The organism is Mesorhizobium waitakense (assembly GCF_056431085.1).
This window is the reverse complement of record NZ_JBWKME010000205.1, coordinates 1-17,389: the sequence shown is the minus strand read 5'-3', so window position 1 is coordinate 17,389 and position 17,389 is coordinate 1. Positions and strand designations below refer to the sequence as shown.

Genomic DNA, 17,389 nt, shown 5'->3' with positions numbered 1-17,389 from the left:
TTCCATATCTACTCATGCGATCCTCCTGATTGGGGAATTACTTGCCCGGTTTTTACGCGGGCAGAGACTTCTTTGCTGGCCCGTAGACTGCCACGAACGACGCTGCATCGATGGCCACCGGCATGACCGCAGCCGCAAATGCGCCAAGATCGGCGTCGGCCGGCAACTCGACCTTGTCCGCCTTGAGCGCATAGAGCGTGAAAAAGTACCGGTGAGCCCTGTCCGGTGGCCAAGGGCCGCCATATCCCTTGCCGAACCCTGGGATCTTGAATGTCACGAAGTCGCTGTTGAACTCAGCGGCGCCGTGCGTCAGCCGCAAGCTGCCGCTGGCGCCTTCTGGGAGCTCACGAACCTCGACCGGAATGTTCGCCACCAGCCAGTGCGCAAACGAGCGGGGGAAATTAAATGCTTCCGGCAGATCAGGATCGGTGACGGCCAAGGCAAAGCTGCGCGTGCCTTCCGGCGGCCCAGACCAAACAAGTCTCGGCGAAAGCCGGTTGTCCTCGGTGAACCGGTCCGGGATGACGCTACCAGGCGCGATATCAGGACAACTCAGCATGAAAGATGGGGTTGCCGCCATATGGTTTACCTCCTTGTTCAGCAGCGTCACAGGCCTCGGCACCGGCCTGCCCTGCTCAAGTCTGGGATTGTGACTCTCGGCGACAGTCGCCGGCTTGCCTGGGCCATTCTCGTTGGCGGCCTCGCCGGGCAAGCGCGCCGTCGCGCGGCGGCCGAACATGGCGTTGAGGATGGCATGGCCATCGAAAGGCGGTTCGAAATCCGCCGATATGGCGCCATTGCGAAACACGTGAACCCGCGTGCACAGGTTCAGAAATTCCTCCAGTTCACTGGACAGGAAAACCACGGCGTTGCCGCGCGCAGCGAATTCCTTCAGGTTGCGGTAGAGATCGAGCTTGGCCCCGACGTCAATGCCGCGGGCAGGATCGTTGAGCACCAGAACCACCGGTTTTTCCGCGAAGGCCCTGGCAATCAGTACCTTCTGCTGGTTACCGCCGGACAGCGACGTGATGAGGTTCTCCGGGCTCCCCATCTTAACGGCCAGTTTGCTGGATTCCCACTCAAACACCGGCGTCAGCTTGGTGCGGTTAATGAAGTTGAGCACCCCGCCCGAGCGGAATTCGCGATACACCGGAAGCAGCAGGTTCTCGTAAATGCTCAGATTGGGAAAGGTGCCCTCTTTCTTGCGATCGCCGCTGACATAGCTGATGTTATTGCGTCGCGCCGATGCGAGATCCGTGACCTCACTGGCCTTGCCGTCGTTGACCACCACCAACCGGCCGGCGATCGGAGACTGGATGCCAGCGATGCATCTTACGAAATCCGCCTGCCCCTGCCCATCCAGCCCGGTAATCCCGACGACCTCGCCAGGATACACGGTGAATCTCACGGGGGCAGCGTCTGACCAGACCCGAAAATCGGTTGCGCGGAGGACCGGCCGATCGCCGCGCCGCGTCGGCAACGGCTGATCACGATTTGTGCCGCTGCGCTCGGCACCGGCAATCAGTTCGAGAATCCTGGCCTCGGTAATCTCTTCCTTCGCCAGCCTGCCGACATCCACGCCGTCGCGCAAAACCGTCGCACGGTCGGCGATACGCACCAGCTCGGCGATCCGGTGGGTGACGATCAGGATGCTTGCCCCCCGTTGCTTGAGCTGCCGCATCTTGCGGAACAGCCTTTCCGTGGAATCGAAGTCGAGCGCGGCCGAGGACTCGTCGAGAATCAGGACTTTGGGATCAGTCAGGAGAGCCCTGGCTATCGTCACCCATTGTTTGACGCTCAGGGGTAGTTCGCCCACCAACCCGGAGAGATTGATGTCAAAGCCGAGGAGTTCGCGCATCAATGCGGATGCCTTGGCTTCTTTTTCTTCCCGGTTCATGGACGAACCCAAAAGGCCATCCGCGCCCAGATAGAGGTTATCCAGCACCGAGCACTCGTCCGCGACGAGCACCTCCTGAAAGACATTTGAGATGCCCAGCTGGCGCGCCTCGTGCGGAGACGTTGCCGACTTTCCGAGTATCGACACCTGGCCACTGTCCGGTATCAGTACGCCGGAGATGACCTTCGCCAGCGTGCTCTTGCCCGAGCCGTTGCCGCCAATGATCGCATGAACCTCCCCAGCGTAGGCCGTCAGGTTGCAACCGCCGAGCGCTACAGTCGGCCCGAAGGTCTTCCTGACCGATGAGAGTTCAACCGTGGGGTACGACATCATAGGTCCAGTTGGCCGACGTTGGTCGGCTAGACTTGCACGGAATGAAGGAAATGCCACCCCGTCACCGCTGACGGGGTGGCCAGACCTCTTTCGGTCAGTTCGCCTTGAAGGCTTCGGGATCGGCCGGACGCAGGAAAAACTGGTCCAGGTAATCCTTGCTTGCCCAGTTTTGGGCACCAACGTTGTACCAGCCATCGGAATCTTCGCTGCAATCAGCCGGGACGGCCTTTTCAAGCTGGTCGTAGGTCATGGTCTGCGGCTTGGTCAGGATCGACTGGATCTTCGGGCCTTGGCCCTCGAGCGTGCGCATCATGACATTCCAGCCGAACTCGAAGTCGTCCCCCGGAGGCCAGGCATGGATCGCCTGCGAGATGAAATCCTTGTTGTTGCGCCAGTAGCAAAGCGCGCCGATCTCACCGCCGATCGAGAACGGGACCATATCGCGGCCGCTTTGCTGCAGTGCGCGCAAGGCGCCCAGTTCAGATGCCGACTGTATGATGATGCCGTTCAGATCGCCTGGATTGGTGGCCAGCCACTTCTGGATTTCCGACTGGGCAACCTGATCGGTCCACATGCCGGCAACCTGGCCCACGACCTTGATGTCCGGGTACTTCGCCAGGGCCTTCAGAACGCCGACGTTCTGTGAGTCCGAAGCAGACGCGCCCGGAATGCCTTCGACCACCAGGACATTGCCCTTGCCGTTGATCTGCTTGGCCATCCATTCGCCGAGCATGCTGCCACCCACGACGAAGTTCGCCGAAGTGTTCACCGCATAAGGCGAGGTGAGATAGCCAACGGCAGAGAAAACCGGGACGTCACGCTGGTGGGCATATTCGACGGTCTGGTTCAGTGACGTCGGGTTCGAGCAGCAGACGATGATCGCGTCGACGCCCTGGTCAACCAACTGCCGCATCTGCTGAATCTGCGTGGAGTCGTTCAGATTGGACTGGGTGATGATCACGTCCTTGATCAGGCCGAGCTTCTTCCATTTCGGAATAATCTCTTCCTGGAGCCGCTTCATGACGTCGGCGCGCCAGGTGTTACCAGCATAGGAGCTGGCGTAGCCGATCGTCCAAGGCGGACCCTTCTTGGGCTTCCAGTCGCGGTAGGCGCTTTCCGCGAGCGGCTGCATCGGATCCATCATGTCTTTGCTATAGAGCTCATCCTGGATGCTCTTGGGCAGCTCATCCACGCCACCGGCAAATGCAGGGGTGACGCTAGCGATCGTTGCGACAACGGCAAGCGATCGCAACATGGTTGCGAATGTCGTCAATTTATCCTCCCTTAGTGCCGGGCGTTGAGCCGTGGGCACGCTGAGTTCAGTGGAACCCGTGGGGGACTATCGGGCAATCAGGACTTTGGAGGTAATACATTTTTCAAATGCGCTCTATACGCTTTCGCTATGGACCTGCCCCCGCGTCGCGGCTCTCGTTTCAGGGAGAGGCCGGGCACTTACACCACCCGCATGGAGCCCTGCTCACCTGTCGCGGAGGTCGACGAGATGGTACGTGAACTCGATGCAGAAACCGACTGCCGCTGGTATCGATTTGCTTCGTCATTCGTGACCTTTGAGATGGGGCAAGGGTAGCTTGGGTGAGGTCGGAGCGTCGCACCTGTCGCTTGCTGACCCAAGATACAAGGGCGTGCGAAGCTGGTTTCAGGCCGGCAGCGATCCGATTTGAGCGGTTGGATGAATGCTGCTTGCGGGGCCTCAACACCTCCCGGAGTTACTTGATCGCCAGCGCGTTCGGCGGCGAACCAACGCCTCCGACAAGGTTCAACGGCTTGGCTGTCAGCAGGAACTCATACACGCCATCCCGCGCGCAATCCGCGGCCAGCTCGTCAAGTTTCCACATCTCGCCGAGACAGACGCCGAGAAGCGCAATGAGATCGGGATGCATCAGGCGCCCGACATTTGTTTCGAATGGCGACGTCGGGATGCTCGGCATCACCTCGACCACGACGGTATCGCTTGCGAGGACTGAGAAGTGGTTGTCCCAAATCCAAGCCAGCATCTCGCGCGACTGTTCGACACCGCAGAATGTGCGCTCCTTGATGATCCAAGCCCTATCCTCCGTCGTCAGATCGTTCAGGAAATGTCTGGCCCAGCCGGTATGCAGCAGAAGGATATCGCCTCGTTCGAACGAGATGCCCTGGGCCTCGGCCGCTCCCTCCAGATCACTGAGCGCAATCACGGAGTTGGTGGCGAGATCCAGAGGTCGCCCTTGCTCCTCAAGATATCGCTGGACATCGAGAAGCACGCCCCGGCCCGCAATTCCTTTCTGGGCAATGTGCTGAACCCCGAGCGCCGGCGAGCCCGCCTCCACTGCTGACGCTGGCACGTTTCCATAGAATCCGTGGATCTTGTGGCGATGGTGCCGCAGACCGTCGATCTGCGAGCTGCCTTGCAAAAAGAAGTCGCTGACGAAATCGTCATAGACTTGACCGTCATGGCGCGACACGACGGTGTGCTGAATTCCTCGACGGTAGGGGGAAACCGGCGGCGCGAACGCGTTCAACTCGTAGTCCAGATTGAAGGTTGCGCCACGCTTCACCAATGAGGCGGCGCTGACGACGGCCTCCGGAGACAGAAGATTGATCGTCCCGATATGATCATCGTCACCGAAGACGCCCCAGCCCGAACCAGCCGGGCCATCCGTGCGAGCCATGATCTCTGAGTAACTGGGCAAATTCGGATAGGGTGCTCTCATCGGTCTTTCCTCCTCACGGGTGGCTGATGCATTTTTATCTTGGCTGTCGAGCGCGTACGCGATCCCGCGGATGCGCTCTGAGCATTCGGCACAATCAAGCGCCTTTGCCGACAGTCCCACGACCAGCGCTTCGAGCGATCCCGCACCTTGATCAAGTTTTGACTAAACTGTCCCTTTAGTCAAGACAGTGTCCCACTTAATGCCGTCGAAAAGACTGAGGTGGCGGCGCCGCGGCCGCTTCCCAGTGGTGGCTCCAGCAGCCCCATGACTCGAAGCCAGCCGCTTCGCCCCCTGCCCATGCCGGGCCAACAATTCTGGGCGACATGCGTTAGAGCGACAGGAGCTCACCCAGGGTCACATTGACCCGGATGATTGCGTATCCTTCGCTGTCAACCTGATCTCGACCGTCGACCGAAAGCTGTGATGCCGATCTGTTTCTGACCAGTTGCCAGTCGTCCGCGGTGGTGGCGGGCGGCATGGGGCCGTCCTTTGGAATCACAAGTCTGAATGCCGGCAGATGTTTGTAGAGATAGTCGCAATAATGTTCGGCCATTCGCCTATCTCCTTGACGACGTAGCGATACGCGCACCAGGAATGTCTTCTGACCGTATATCCTGTTGATAGGCGCCAAAGCCCTGACGCTCGATGTCCTTCATCACCTCGGCATGGACTTTGTCATAAGGCCGCTCCTCCTTGAACTTCCAGTCAATGGGATCCAAACCCGAGGGAAAGGAGCTGCCGCTCTTCAAGACCAGGCGGAAGCTCGGCCGCCTGAGGTGAAGGAAATAGCTGTAGGTGGACATGTCTTCCTCCATAGTTGTTCGTTTTCATCTCTACGCTGCCCAGGCGGGCCGACGGGTCGCGTGCTCCCTGTACGCAGGTACTCAGTCAGTCGGTGATCACAGGTGGTCGAATCCACTGTCTGCCAGCCGTCTCTTCACCGCAGGACCAAGCTGAGAGCCCCCTTTTGCGACGAGCCAGTCTCGGCTTTTTGTGACACCATCGATGACTGCGTTCAGATCGAAATTCGTGAGGACACCATTCTTCTTCACGATCTTGCCGGCGATCAGGACAGTCTCGACATCGGCGGGGGTGGCCAAAAGGACGATCGTCGACAGGGGATTGTTGAGGGGCGAAAGGCGGACCGATCGGGTATTCAAAAGCACGATATCGGCTGATTTGCCGACTTCGAGCGTACCTGTCCTGTCCGACAGGCCGAGGGCGGCAGCTCCCCGCGCTGTCGCCATCTCCAATATGTCGGCCGTTGTGATGTCCCAAGGCTCGACACCCTTGTCTGCAAGGGTTGCCTCATATCCCAACATCCCCCGCAGTGAGCTTAACGTCGACCGCATCGTGCCGAACATGTCACCTGCTACGAAAATCACGGAGTCCGTTGATAACGCCGGCCTTGTCCCGTGGCTCAAGGCGTTTTGAGTCGCGGGCATTCCAAATCCGACAAACATTTCAGCGCAGGGAGAAATCGAAATATGGCCACCTGTACCAGCGATAAGATCGTACTCGTCGGGGGCTAGATTGTTGCAATGAATATAAACCGTGCCCGGCCACAGAAGATCGTCCTGCTGTAGCAATCTGATCGGGTAGGTGCGTCCTCCCCAAAGCCCTCCTCCGATCCCGCCATCCGTGGCGATCCGCAGGCCGAGTTCACGTGCCAGGTGCCAGTCATGAACTCGCACCACGCGCTGGACGAGCTGTGGCGCCCGAGCAGCGAAGGCCATGGTCACGAGCGCCTCGTCATCCGAAAGCTTCTTGCGCAGACGTCGCACGTCGGAAGGATGCTTACGATCGCTGTTCGACCACCAAAGCGGCGCATCGGTGTCATTTGGTGCGCTGTGCGCGAAAACGGCTCGCATGCCCGACGCCTGCAAGGCCGCGACCGAGGCGTCGGCATGTTCGGGGCTGTTCAGAATATGAACCCAGTCCAACACAGTTGTGATGCCGCAGTCGATCAGTTCCAGGGCGCCGGCCAGGGTCGCGGCGTAGACATCTTGCGGACGGAAAAAAGGAACCAGCGCTTCGCGGAGCTGATGTCTGTACTCCGGCGCGATCATGTCGGAACACATTCCCCGCAAAGTCGTCTGCCACAGATGCCGGTGTGAATCGATCAGCCCTGGCATGACGATTGCGTGGCGCGCATCGACAACATCGCACTCTGCCGGCACGCTTCGTTCGCCGGAGGGCGCAATGGCCACGATCTTTTCACCGCTCAGCCAGACATCGTGACTTGGCAAGGGAGCTTGTGCCGAGCGGCCAGTCACAACCGTTCCGCCAAGAATAACCCTGGTCATTTTGTCTTGCACAAGCATCTCATTCTGCTCCATTGCCGCCGGCGAACCATTGTGTGTGCGAGCGCCGAGCCGGGCCGCTGTTGTGGAGGACGATGTGCCTCGCGCCAACGAATGCGTCGCAGCAATGCAGTCTCGCGGCCGGCCAAGCCAAAATCCCCAACCCACCTCCTGAAATCATTGCGACACCTGGGGAACCGGCAAATCTTAGAATTTCGGCTACCAGATCACGCCAATTTCTTCGACGACAATTGGACCAACCGCGACCAGGACAATCCCCACAAAGATGACACCGAGATAGGGCCATATCGCTTTCATGACCACGGCCGGTTCGACGCGGCAAATGGCGCAGGCCGTGTAGAAGCCGACGCCAAAAGGCGGGGCGAAAAGCCCAAGGCCCATGGCCATCACCGTAACCAGCGCAAAGTGCACCTCGGATACACCCAGGGACTTGGCAACCGGGAAAAGCAGAGGTCCAAGGAGGACAATGGCCGGAATGCCCTCCAGGATGCTCCCCAGAATGATGAACACGATGATGGATATCACCAGGAACCCGTAAGTTCCGCAAGGGAGTGTACCCGCCACGCCGGCAAGGATCGATGAGAAGCCGGACTGGACGAAGCCCCAAGCCATGGCGTTCGCGGAGGCCAAGATTATGAAAATGACCCCCGTCAACGCCGATGCGTCCTTTAGCGACGCATAGAGCCGGCGCCAGTCGAAGCGGCGTTCGATCAGCAGAGTCAGGATCAGGACATAGGCAATGCCGACCGTCGCCACCTCGGTCGCGGTGGCGATGCCCTCGACCACCGCGCCTCGGATCAGGAATGGCAGAACCAGCACGGGCACTGCGACGATCGCCAGTTTGCCGATCTTGCCCCAGCTTGCCTTCTCGGACTGGTCCTCGCCCGATCTTGCGGCCCGGAACCGGGCCAGCACACAAAGAAGGGCCGCGAGGGCAAGCGCCGGATACCAGCCGGCCGCAAACAAGGCGCCGATCGAAACGCCGGTTACGGCCCCGGTCATGATGAGGATCAGGCTTGGCGGAATTGTCTCCGACATGGCGCAGGATGCGGCGAGCAGACCGACGATTTCGCCGTCATTGGCGCCGCGGCGGCGCATTTCCGGCACGAGGACCGGGGCGATCGCCGCCATGTCGGCAGCCTTCGACCCGGAAATGCCTGACAGAAGAGCCATGCCGCCGATAAGCACATAGGATAAGCCGCCCCTCACATGGCCGACCAACGCCACGAGAAGCTTGACCATGTTGTTGGCCATGCCGGAAATGACCAGCAGCGCACCAAGCGCGATGAACAGCGGAGCCGAAAGAAGCAGGATGTGAGCCATCCCCGTTTCCATCCGGGCCGGCACGATGTCGAGTGGGGCGTGTGTGGCAAACAAGACATAGGCCATTGCCGCAATCGCGAAGCAGAAAGCGATTGGCAGGCCAATCGCTATGCAGGCCCCGACGAGCCCGATGAAGAAGACGACCAGGTTCAGATTGCCCAAGCCAGAAAATTCGTCTTGGAGCATCCAGGCTGCCGCCATGACGGCTGCGACCGTTCCAAATGCCGCAAGCGTCGTCGACCGATTGTCAGCCGTGATTTTCTGGATCAGGGTACCAAGAGCCAAGATCGCGATCAACCCGAGCCCGACAATCAACGCACCCGTTTGCCAGGCGGGTGAGATCTCAAGCACGGGCGTCATCAAGCCAAGGTCCGCTCTTGCATCCTTGAGCGCATAGAACGCCAAAGGCCCCGCCACGAGCGCCGTGAGGATGAGACATACCATTTCGAGGAACGCCCTCGCCCTGATCGGCAGCGCGTCCGACAGAACGCTTAGCCTCAGATGCTGACCGGCATGAAAGGCAACTACCGCACCCAGCATGGCTTGCCAGATGAGAATGAGCTCGGCCAGTTCGTCCGACCAGATCAGCGGCGAGCGAAGGACGTATCGGAAGAAGACCGCGGCCGACAATAGGACGATCTCGCCAATCAGGAGGATGGCGCCTGCATGGGCAGCCAACGCCACCACCAGATCCAAAATCCTGGACAGCGAGTCTCTCTTGGGCATGCCGACGGTTTTTGCCTCATGGCATTGAACGATTGCGTCGAGTGTCTTTCCGTCGTCGGCCGCGGTCATGGTCATCTCATCCCAGCTTTCCGACTGCGCCTTCGAGGACACCCCATGCCTCCGCGCCGATTTGTTTTTTCCAGTCTGAATAGAACTGGGTTCCTTGCAGTGTCTTGCGATACACGCCCGGGCCAGGGCTGCCGAACTGCAGCCCTTTCTGATCGAGATCCGTCCGCACCGCGGCGACCTGCGTTGCTATGTCCTTGCGCTGTTGCAGAGCGGCCTTCTGGAAATTGCGAGCCACCACCTGACGAATATCCTCCGGCAGTCTCTCCCAAGCGGCGCGGTTTGCCACAGGCACCCAGCCGTCCCAGGTGTGGGAGGTAAGCGTGCAGAACTTCTGTACCTCATAGAACTTGTAGCTGGCGACCACCGTCAGCGGATTCTCTTGCGCATCCACCGTCCCGGTCTGCAGCGCTGAATAGAGATCACCGAAAGCGATCGGAGTGGGCGAGGCGCCGAGCGCACTGAACAGCGACGTCAGGAATGGAGTTGGGGGCGTCCTGATCCGGACCCCTTTCAGGTCTGCGGGCTGCGCAAACAATCCGTTGTTCGACGTTACATGGCGAAAACCGATGTCATGGATGCCATCCACGACGGCCAGTTCGCCGTGCTCGGCGATCACTTTGGCCACATATTTGCCCAGATCACCGTCGATGGCCTTCCAGACTTGGTCGTAGTTCTCGAAAATGAATCCCAACGTCGGCAAACCGGCTCGCCGATCGAGCGTGGAAAGTATCCCGAAGGACGAGGTCAGGAATTCAAGGGCGCCGGACCTGACCTGATTGAGCGTCTCGACTGGGTTACCCAAGGCGCCATTGGGAAAGCCCTGGATCTGCAACCGGCCATTCGTCTCCTCGGCAATCGTCGCGGCGGCTTCCAACATCCGCTTCGGCAGCGGCTGATCGTCGCGAAGCTCGAGGCCAAGCTTGTAGTTGAACTCGGCCGCACGTGCGTTGCGGATAATGAACGGACTGGCAATGGCTATGCCACCCAGCTTCAGAACGTTCCTTCGAGACATTGTTTGCATTGACAGTCCTCCCTTGATCGCGAGCGACATGCCCGCCATTTCTGTTTCTAGATGGGCGCGGCGCGGTCTACGGCGCCCTACCCGCATCCGGCTCCTACGTGCAGGCCATGAAGTCACACCTGCGGGTCCAAGCGGCTCTGCGGCTCACTGCCAGTTCGATTTTCCGTGCCAATCCCGAAGTCGGGCACCAGGTCTCGGCCTCATGCCAGGCGGCAAGGTCTTTCGATGAAACCAAGGCAGCTGGCCAGGCGTCAGCCGACAAGCCGGCAGCGTTGACCTTCGGTTTGACCAAGCGGGATGCAAGTCACCGCGCTCCTCCCTAATTGTCCCACATAGCGGGACGATGACCCAATTTAGCAGATAGGCACGAAAACGTCAACGTTCTTGGATTGAAAGAACCACCGGAGTAACTGAAAAGTGCAGAGCATTTGCGGGCGCAGGCACGAGCCAAAAAGCTGCCCTCGGGTGCGTCAGGAGGGTAGAATACGTGCCGTTTGCATTCGCTTCAGCCAGTGCAAAATGGCGTCTTCCGTGTCCGTACAGTCACTAAAACCGGCCTTGCGCAGCTTGATTGGGCTCATCAGCCTGTCGAAGGGGCGCTCGCGCCCATAGCCCAGAGTCAGATCCGCAGTCTGCCAGGAAGCACCGACGATTTCGTTCATGGACAGGATTTTGAGGCTGTGAGCTGCCACAATGCGATCCCACCAGTCCGAAAAGAGCGGCATCTGCTCGCTTAGCTTCATAGGCTCGTCATCGCCGACCGGCATGTTGAAGTGGGCGGCGATCGAGGGCCAGAGGTCACGCCAGACGACGGCGTCTCCATTGACGACATTGAATGTCTCGCCCGCCGCCTCAGGCCGTGTGGCGCAGAACTCCGCAGCGCCCGCAATGAGCCGGCTGTCGGCACAGGCGGTCACATAGGCGCCGCCGCCTGGGAACGTCAATGGCCGTCCCATCTCGCGCATGACGCTGGCATAGACACCCAGCGCCGCGACAATGTTCATTGGACTGCGCAAGGCATCGCCGAGAATAAGCTGCGGCCGCAGGACCGAGAAGGCCCAACCGGCCTCGGCGGAGCGAGCCCGCAAATAGTCCTCCTGCTGCCAGTAGAAGATATGATGCGACATCCGCGGCCAGCGTTCCTTGGCCGGAACCGGCACCCGCCCGAGGTGCGAACCATAGGCCTTGCCGCCCTGCAGGATCGTGACGTGGCTCAGTTCGGATGTCGCCTCGACGCTTTCCACGACGTTCTGCAGCATCTGCAGGTTGATGCCCGCCTGCGACGTGCTGCGCCAGCCCGTCTCCAGATCCTCCTCTTCGTAGAGAGCGGCATAGAGGATATGGGTGACCCTTGGTGCCCCCTTGAATGCGTTGAGGCAGGCGTCGCGGTCGGTCAGGTCGACCGCAATGTGATAACTCGCCTGCGCCAACGGAGGGCGGCGGGACAAAGCCACAACGTCCCATCCGGGCAAGGACGAGAAATGTTCGGTGGCGGCCGCCCCCACAAGGCCCGTTGCCCCAACGATCAGTATCCTGCGCTCGCCCACTGTCATTTCTCCCGTTGGTGCTCCGACGCCTAGAACGAGGCGCCGGATTCCTCTTCGACGATCTTCGCGAGATCGCGGAACCGCTCCGGCACGATGTTCGGATGGCCGACCGTCACAACGGACTGGAACAGCACCTCAAGAACCTCGCGTGCCGAAGCGCCTTGCTTGATGGCCGTGCGCATGTGGTGGCGGGTCTGGACGATTTCTCCAATGGCGAGAGTGTTGCCAACCATGCACAGGAGCCGGGTCCGGTGATCGAGAACCTGTCGACCGTACATGTCGCTGTAGCCGAAATCGTAGAAGGCGTGCGTGAAGTTTTCGTCGAGAGATTCGAGGAAGGTCGCGTTGTTCAGCGTGTGTAGCGGCCGAAGCACCAGCGCGATGCTGATCCCGTGCCAGCCATACTTCTTCAACAGGGAATCTGCCCGTGGATCCTTTGAATCGACCGGATGCCAGGTTTGGCGCTCGGCCTCCAGGCTTCGTTCCGCATTGCGTTGGCCCGGTTGCAGGGCCTTCGCGCTGACGCCGTCGAGCAGACCGCGTGCGCCGGCCTCCTCGGCGAATATCTCCAGCGGCTCGTCCACGATCGACTCGCCGCCGTAGATCGAGCACTGGAGTATGACCTCGAGAACTTCGTTGAGATTTAGTCCGTGGTTGCAGGCGGCAATCACGGTTTCGCGCAGTCGGGCGTGCCGGCGGGACATGGTGAACTGGCCGACCATGACGAGCAGCCGGGTGCGGACGTCCAGCACCGGGCGGCCAAACAGTCGGGCGGCATAGGTCAATACAGCCTCTGCGAAGGCAGGGTCGATGCGACGGCGCAGTTCAAAGCGCTCGCGCACGCCCGGCTGGAATTGCTCGACCACAGCAAGCAGGGCCTCGATCTTGGAATCGCCCTTATTGTGTCCTTGCGCCATCACATCGTCCTCCATCTGGCTTTAGGCAGCAGGTTCGACCGCCCGAAATATGTTGACCTGGATTCACGCTGCGTCCTCGACTGGGTTGCGCAGCAGGCCAACGCGGTCGATCTCGACTTCGACCACGTCACCCGCCTTCATCCACAGGGGAGGTTCCCGCTTCATGCCCACCCCGCCGGGTGTGCCTGTTACGATGACGTCGCCGACCTCGAGCCGGGTGAAGGTGGAGCAGTAGGCGATGATCGTAGGGATGTCGAAAATCATATGGCCGAGGGTCGACTTCTGCACCGTTTCGCCGTTCAGGCGCGTTTCGATCTGCAGGTTGTCGAGCGGGCCGACCTCGTCCGGTGTCACAAGCCAGGGTCCGAAAGCGCCTGTGCCGATGAAGTTCTTTCCGGGCACGAATTGCGAGGTGTGGCGCTGCCAGTCCCGGATCGATCCGTCATTGTAGCAGGCATAGCCAGCAATATGACTGAAGGCATCCTCCTCACGAATGGATCGGCCGCCCTTTCCGATCACCAGGGCCAGTTCGCCCTCATAGTCGAATTCGATCGACTCTTTCGGGCGAAGCAGTGGCCTGCCATGCCCGACTTGGACATTGGCAAAACGGGTGAATAGCGTCGGATGTCCCACGACGGCCCGCCCCGCTTCTTTCCTGTGCTCCTCGTAATTCAGCCCGACGCAGATGATCTTGTCGGGGTCGGGGATAACAGGAAGGTACTCGATATCTGCTAGGGGCAGACGGCGCGCAAGGGCGCCGAGAGATGCCAGATCGCTCTTGTCCGACATGGCCTGTCGAAGTGTCGAGGGAGCACCATCGACCAAGCCAATTGCCAATGCATAATCGCCAGAAACGACGCCCCAGGTCGGCAATCCGGAAGCAAAAAAACTGAGATACTTCATGTAGGCTCCATTCAGGTATTCGCGACTTCGCCAAGACCCGCCAGACTGTTTGGTCAGATAACTTTTCCAGGATTTAAGATGTTCATGGGGTCGAATGCCGCCTTGATGGAGCGCATCATTGCCAATTCGTGAGCCGTCTTGTAGCGCTTCAACTCACCCCGTTTCAGCTGGCCGATGCCGTGTTCGGCACTTATCGACCCACCGAGCGCATGGACGGCGTCGTGCACCATCACATAAATCCGATCATGGCTGCGCTGTAGGGCATCCTCTGCGAACCTCGGAGAGGGGCCGACGTTGTAGTGAAGGTTACCGTCGCCAAGATGCCCAAACGGCATTACCGACAGGCCAGGGAATGTCGTCGAAAGGTTTCGGTCCATTTCCTCGACGAATTCGGGGATTTTCGAGATCGGAAGCGCGATGTCGTGCTTGATGCCTTTGCCGCCCTTGGCCTGCGCTAGCGTGATGCTTTCGCGAAGATGCCAAAAGGCCCGCTCCTGTTCCACGCTCGTCGCAATGGTCGCGTCGCAAATCTCACCCGCCTCCAAAGCGTCGCCCAGCATGGTTTCTAGGCACTCGCCCAGCCCTTCCCGGTCCTGGCTGCCGGACAGTTCCAGCAAGGCGAACCAGGGCGCATCGACTGAGGAGCCGTCGAAAGGCAGATGTTGCTGCGGAAATTGTGATGTGACCAGTTTCAGGCACTCATTCGCCATGACCTCGAATGCCGTCAAACTCGACCCAATTTGCGTCTGAAGTCGGATGAGCAGCTGGACACAGCTCGCCATCCCTTTTGTCGCCACAAGCGCCGTCTGGGTCATTCGGGGCAGCGGGAAAAGCTTCAGCGTAGCGGTCGTGATAATGCCTAGCGTCCCTTCGCTGCCCACGAACAATGACTTCAGGTCGTACCCCGTGTTGTCCTTTCGCAGGCCGCCAAGCCCGTTCCATATCTCCCCGTCAGCGGTGACGACTTCGAGACCCAGCGTCAGTTCGCGTATTGTGCCGTACCGCAACACCTGCGATCCGCCGGCATTGCTGGCAAGATTGCCACCAATTGTGCAGCTGCCTTCCGCCGCAAGCGATAGCGGGAACAATCGATCCCGGTCGCGGCAATATTCCTGAAGGGTCTGCAGCACGCAGCCAGCTTGGACGGTGACCGTGTTGTTTTCAGGATCGAAGCCGCAGACACGGCTCAACCGCGACATTGACACGACCACGGCCTTGCCACTCGCGTCAGGCGTGGCGCCACCTACCAGCCCGGTGTTGCCGCCCTGGGGAACGATCGGGATTTCCGAGCTGGCGCAAAGTGCCACGATCCCGGCCACTTGCTCGGTGGTCGCAGGCCGCACCACGCACTGCGCGGCGCCCTGATATACTCCTCGCCAATCGGTCAGGTAAGGTGCCGCGTCGTTGCCTGTTAGAACATTTGCGGCGCCGAGCATCGACCGGAAATTAGACAGTAAGTCCATGGTGCCTCGCCAAACTGTAGGCAAGCGTCGTCGTGCGACGCATTCTGAGGCGCATCGCAGTGACACCCGCCGATCATCCTTCGCTGGGACTGACCCTTGCTAAATGCGCTCCACGCCGATGGCAGTCAGCATGGATGAAAGCGCCTCGGCGTGCTTGCTCACGCAAAGGCCAATTTTGTCGAGCCCTTCTGGAGGTATCCGGTTCTTGGGAACCGAGACCGTCAGTGCTCCGATCACTCGATCGCCCGAACGAACGGCCGCAGCCGCTCCGCCGACGCCGACCACACGCTCTTCGATACTCGTCGCATAACCATTCTTCCTCGCCAGGGCGACACTGGCCTTCAATTCTGTCAGAGAGTTCTGAGTGTTCGGGGTGTAGACCTTCATATCGAGCTTACCCAAATCGAAGTCTGGCAAGGCCGCGAGAATAGCCTTGCCGACGGCACCCGCATGAAGCGGTATCGTCGAGCCAAGCGCCTGGATGTATCGCACCGGATGATCGTTCTCGATCCGGTGGACATAAGTGGCATGGCCGTCCGCCTCGGAAAACGTGGCGAGATAGCAGGTCTCACCCAGCTCCTGAACCAGGTCCTTCATGATCACATGTGCAATCTGAAGGACAGGCACGACACCGAACACCCGCGCCGCCAGCATCAGCATTCGCGGGCCGACGACATAACTGCCGCTCTCGGATTGTTGAACGAAGTCGCTACGAGAGAGGGCCTGGAGAATCCGGTGCGTCGAACTGCGGCTGTTGTCGGTCGCTTGCGCTATGGCACGGATGCTCAAGCCCTCGGATTTCTCCGTGAGGGCAAAGAGAGTATCCGCAACGAGATTGATCAGCCCGCCAGACTGGGCAGTCTCGTCCTGCGCCGTGCTCGTCCCGTCTTCGTCCAAGGCACTCCCTTTCTATTCCTTCGACCTCAAGCCGCCTTCAGCCCTATGATCTCACGGGCCTCTTGCGGACTGGCGATTTCGCGCCCCAGCATATGTGCCAGGGCAACCACCTTGTCCACTAGTCGCGCGCAGCTGTCGGCTAGCTCGCCGGGATTCAGATATGGGTTGTCCTCGTAACCTACCCGTACATGTCCGCCCATCGAAATCGCCATTGCAAGAATGTTCCAGTGACGCAGGGGATCCATGCAACTGACGTTCCACACGACGCCTTCCGGCAGGCAATCAATCAAATAGAGCAGGCCGCGCTCTGTGCATGGGGTCCAGGAGCCGCCGGACCATCCAATGAACAGTGTCGTCCAGATTCGCTCATCGAGCAGACCCTCTTCCATCAGCTTGCGCATGTTCCAAAGAGCGCCGGTATGGAAGGTTTCAAGCTCCATTTTTACGCCATGCTGCCGCGTCGCCTGGGCGTAGTCGCGCAGTTCGTCCAGCGGATGAAGAGCGTAAATCGCGTTCGGCGGATAATTCTTGTCAGGCTGAAAATATTCGTCGTGAGCATTGAACGCGACAGCCATCATGTCAGGCCCAAGCTTCATCAACGGAACCCGGTCGTCGAGCCTCGCGCCAGCAATGCCGTACTGGATGATGCAATCCGCCTTTTCTTTGATGCCTTCCGTCATCTCCTGCCAACCATCGACGTCAAGGCGGCTCAGCTTCTTGCCGTCTTCCTGGATCTTGTCTTCAAGCCGTCGCACTCCGTGAAGGTGGGCAACGGCTGCTCCGGCGTTCAGGCAGCGCACATACTCGTCGGCAATCAGCGGCACATTCTCGCGCGTCGACGGCATACAGAAATGATTTGCCGGATAAGAGACCCGCGAGTCATAGGCCGCCGTAATAATCAGTTTTTCCAAGTCGATCTCCTCCCTAGCTGCCGGGCTCTTCAGCAATTCAAGCTATGCGTCCGCACTATCAGATGGGACACTGTCTTGTCAACCGGGACATATGAAAAGTGACATAATCGATTGAGTGTAGGCGGAGAAGCCTCCGTCTCCTTAGCGCGGTTTCGCATTCTGCCTATCTTTGCCAGTGGTGTCCCAAAGGGTGACGAACAGTTTCAGAGCGCGTGAGACATCCTGCACCGTGAAAACGAGGCTTGGGACCCAGCACTCTGCCATTCGCCAACGGGAACCCGGATCGACCCAGCATGCTAGGACGTAGTGACGATTTAAGGGTTTGGGATTCCCAAGGATTGGCAAAT

Annotated in this window: 14 protein-coding genes; all 14 read right to left on the bottom strand. The window is 59.7% G+C overall.

All coding sequences use genetic code 11. The features are described from left to right. Nucleotides 1-52: 52 nt before the first annotated feature. Nucleotides 53-2,227, bottom strand: coding sequence for a YbhB/YbcL family Raf kinase inhibitor-like protein (locus tag AC07FD_RS37565; RefSeq protein ID WP_478353934.1), 2,175 nt, complete (start codon nt 2,225-2,227; stop codon nt 53-55). Nucleotides 2,228-2,324: 97 nt separating this feature from the next. Next, on the bottom strand, nt 2,325-3,485 hold the full coding sequence (locus AC07FD_RS37560) for an ABC transporter substrate-binding protein (RefSeq protein ID WP_095090203.1): 1,161 nt from the start codon (nt 3,483-3,485) through the stop codon (nt 2,325-2,327). 472 nt (nt 3,486-3,957) lie between these two features. Further along, nucleotides 3,958-5,061, bottom strand: coding sequence for a cyclase family protein (locus tag AC07FD_RS37555; RefSeq protein WP_143748876.1), 1,104 nt, complete (start codon nt 5,059-5,061; stop codon nt 3,958-3,960). A 208-nt stretch (nt 5,062-5,269) separates the two neighbouring features. After that, a complete protein-coding gene (locus tag AC07FD_RS37550; RefSeq protein WP_120019129.1) occupies nt 5,270-5,494 on the bottom strand; it encodes a hypothetical protein in 225 nt (74 codons plus the stop codon). 4 nt (nt 5,495-5,498) lie between these two features. Then, nucleotides 5,499-5,744 carry a hypothetical protein gene (locus AC07FD_RS37545; protein WP_478353933.1) on the bottom strand — a complete coding sequence of 82 codons (246 nt, stop codon included), beginning with the start codon at nt 5,742-5,744 and terminating at the stop codon, nt 5,499-5,501. Nucleotides 5,745-5,840: 96 nt separating this feature from the next. Beyond that, on the bottom strand, nt 5,841-7,265 hold the full coding sequence (locus AC07FD_RS37540; RefSeq protein ID WP_167392288.1) for an amidohydrolase family protein: 1,425 nt from the start codon (nt 7,263-7,265) through the stop codon (nt 5,841-5,843). Nucleotides 7,266-7,463: 198 nt separating this feature from the next. Continuing rightward, nucleotides 7,464-9,383 (bottom strand): TRAP transporter large permease, encoded by a 1,920-nt coding sequence (locus AC07FD_RS37535; protein ID WP_095090513.1) that lies wholly within the window; start codon nt 9,381-9,383, stop codon nt 7,464-7,466. Between the two features lie 7 nt (nt 9,384-9,390). Then, nucleotides 9,391-10,434, bottom strand: a complete 1,044-nt coding sequence (locus tag AC07FD_RS37530) for a TRAP transporter substrate-binding protein (protein WP_378977000.1) — start codon at nt 10,432-10,434, stop codon at nt 9,391-9,393. Between the two features lie 440 nt (nt 10,435-10,874). Next, complete coding sequence (locus tag AC07FD_RS37525; protein ID WP_478353932.1) at nt 10,875-11,951, bottom strand: SDR family oxidoreductase; 1,077 nt, start codon at nt 11,949-11,951, stop codon at nt 10,875-10,877. A gap of 29 nt (nt 11,952-11,980) precedes the next feature. Continuing rightward, nucleotides 11,981-12,883, bottom strand: a complete 903-nt coding sequence (locus tag AC07FD_RS37520) for a carboxymuconolactone decarboxylase family protein (RefSeq protein WP_095090211.1) — start codon at nt 12,881-12,883, stop codon at nt 11,981-11,983. A 48-nt stretch (nt 12,884-12,931) separates the two neighbouring features. After that, nucleotides 12,932-13,771, bottom strand: coding sequence for a fumarylacetoacetate hydrolase family protein (locus tag AC07FD_RS37515; protein WP_095090212.1), 840 nt, complete (start codon nt 13,769-13,771; stop codon nt 12,932-12,934). Nucleotides 13,772-13,824: 53 nt separating this feature from the next. After that, nucleotides 13,825-15,234: an FAD-binding oxidoreductase gene (locus AC07FD_RS37510; RefSeq protein ID WP_379100036.1), complete on the bottom strand. Its 1,410-nt coding sequence runs from the start codon at nt 15,232-15,234 to the stop codon at nt 13,825-13,827. 99 nt (nt 15,235-15,333) lie between these two features. After that, the gene (locus AC07FD_RS37505; RefSeq protein WP_379100038.1) at nt 15,334-16,131 is read right to left on the bottom strand and encodes an IclR family transcriptional regulator; all 798 of its coding nucleotides are present in this window, start codon (nt 16,129-16,131) and stop codon (nt 15,334-15,336) included. 26 nt (nt 16,132-16,157) lie between these two features. After that, the gene (locus AC07FD_RS37500; RefSeq protein ID WP_478353931.1) at nt 16,158-17,042 is read right to left on the bottom strand and encodes a beta-keto acid cleavage family enzyme; all 885 of its coding nucleotides are present in this window, start codon (nt 17,040-17,042) and stop codon (nt 16,158-16,160) included. Between the last annotated feature and the right edge of the window lie 347 nt (nt 17,043-17,389).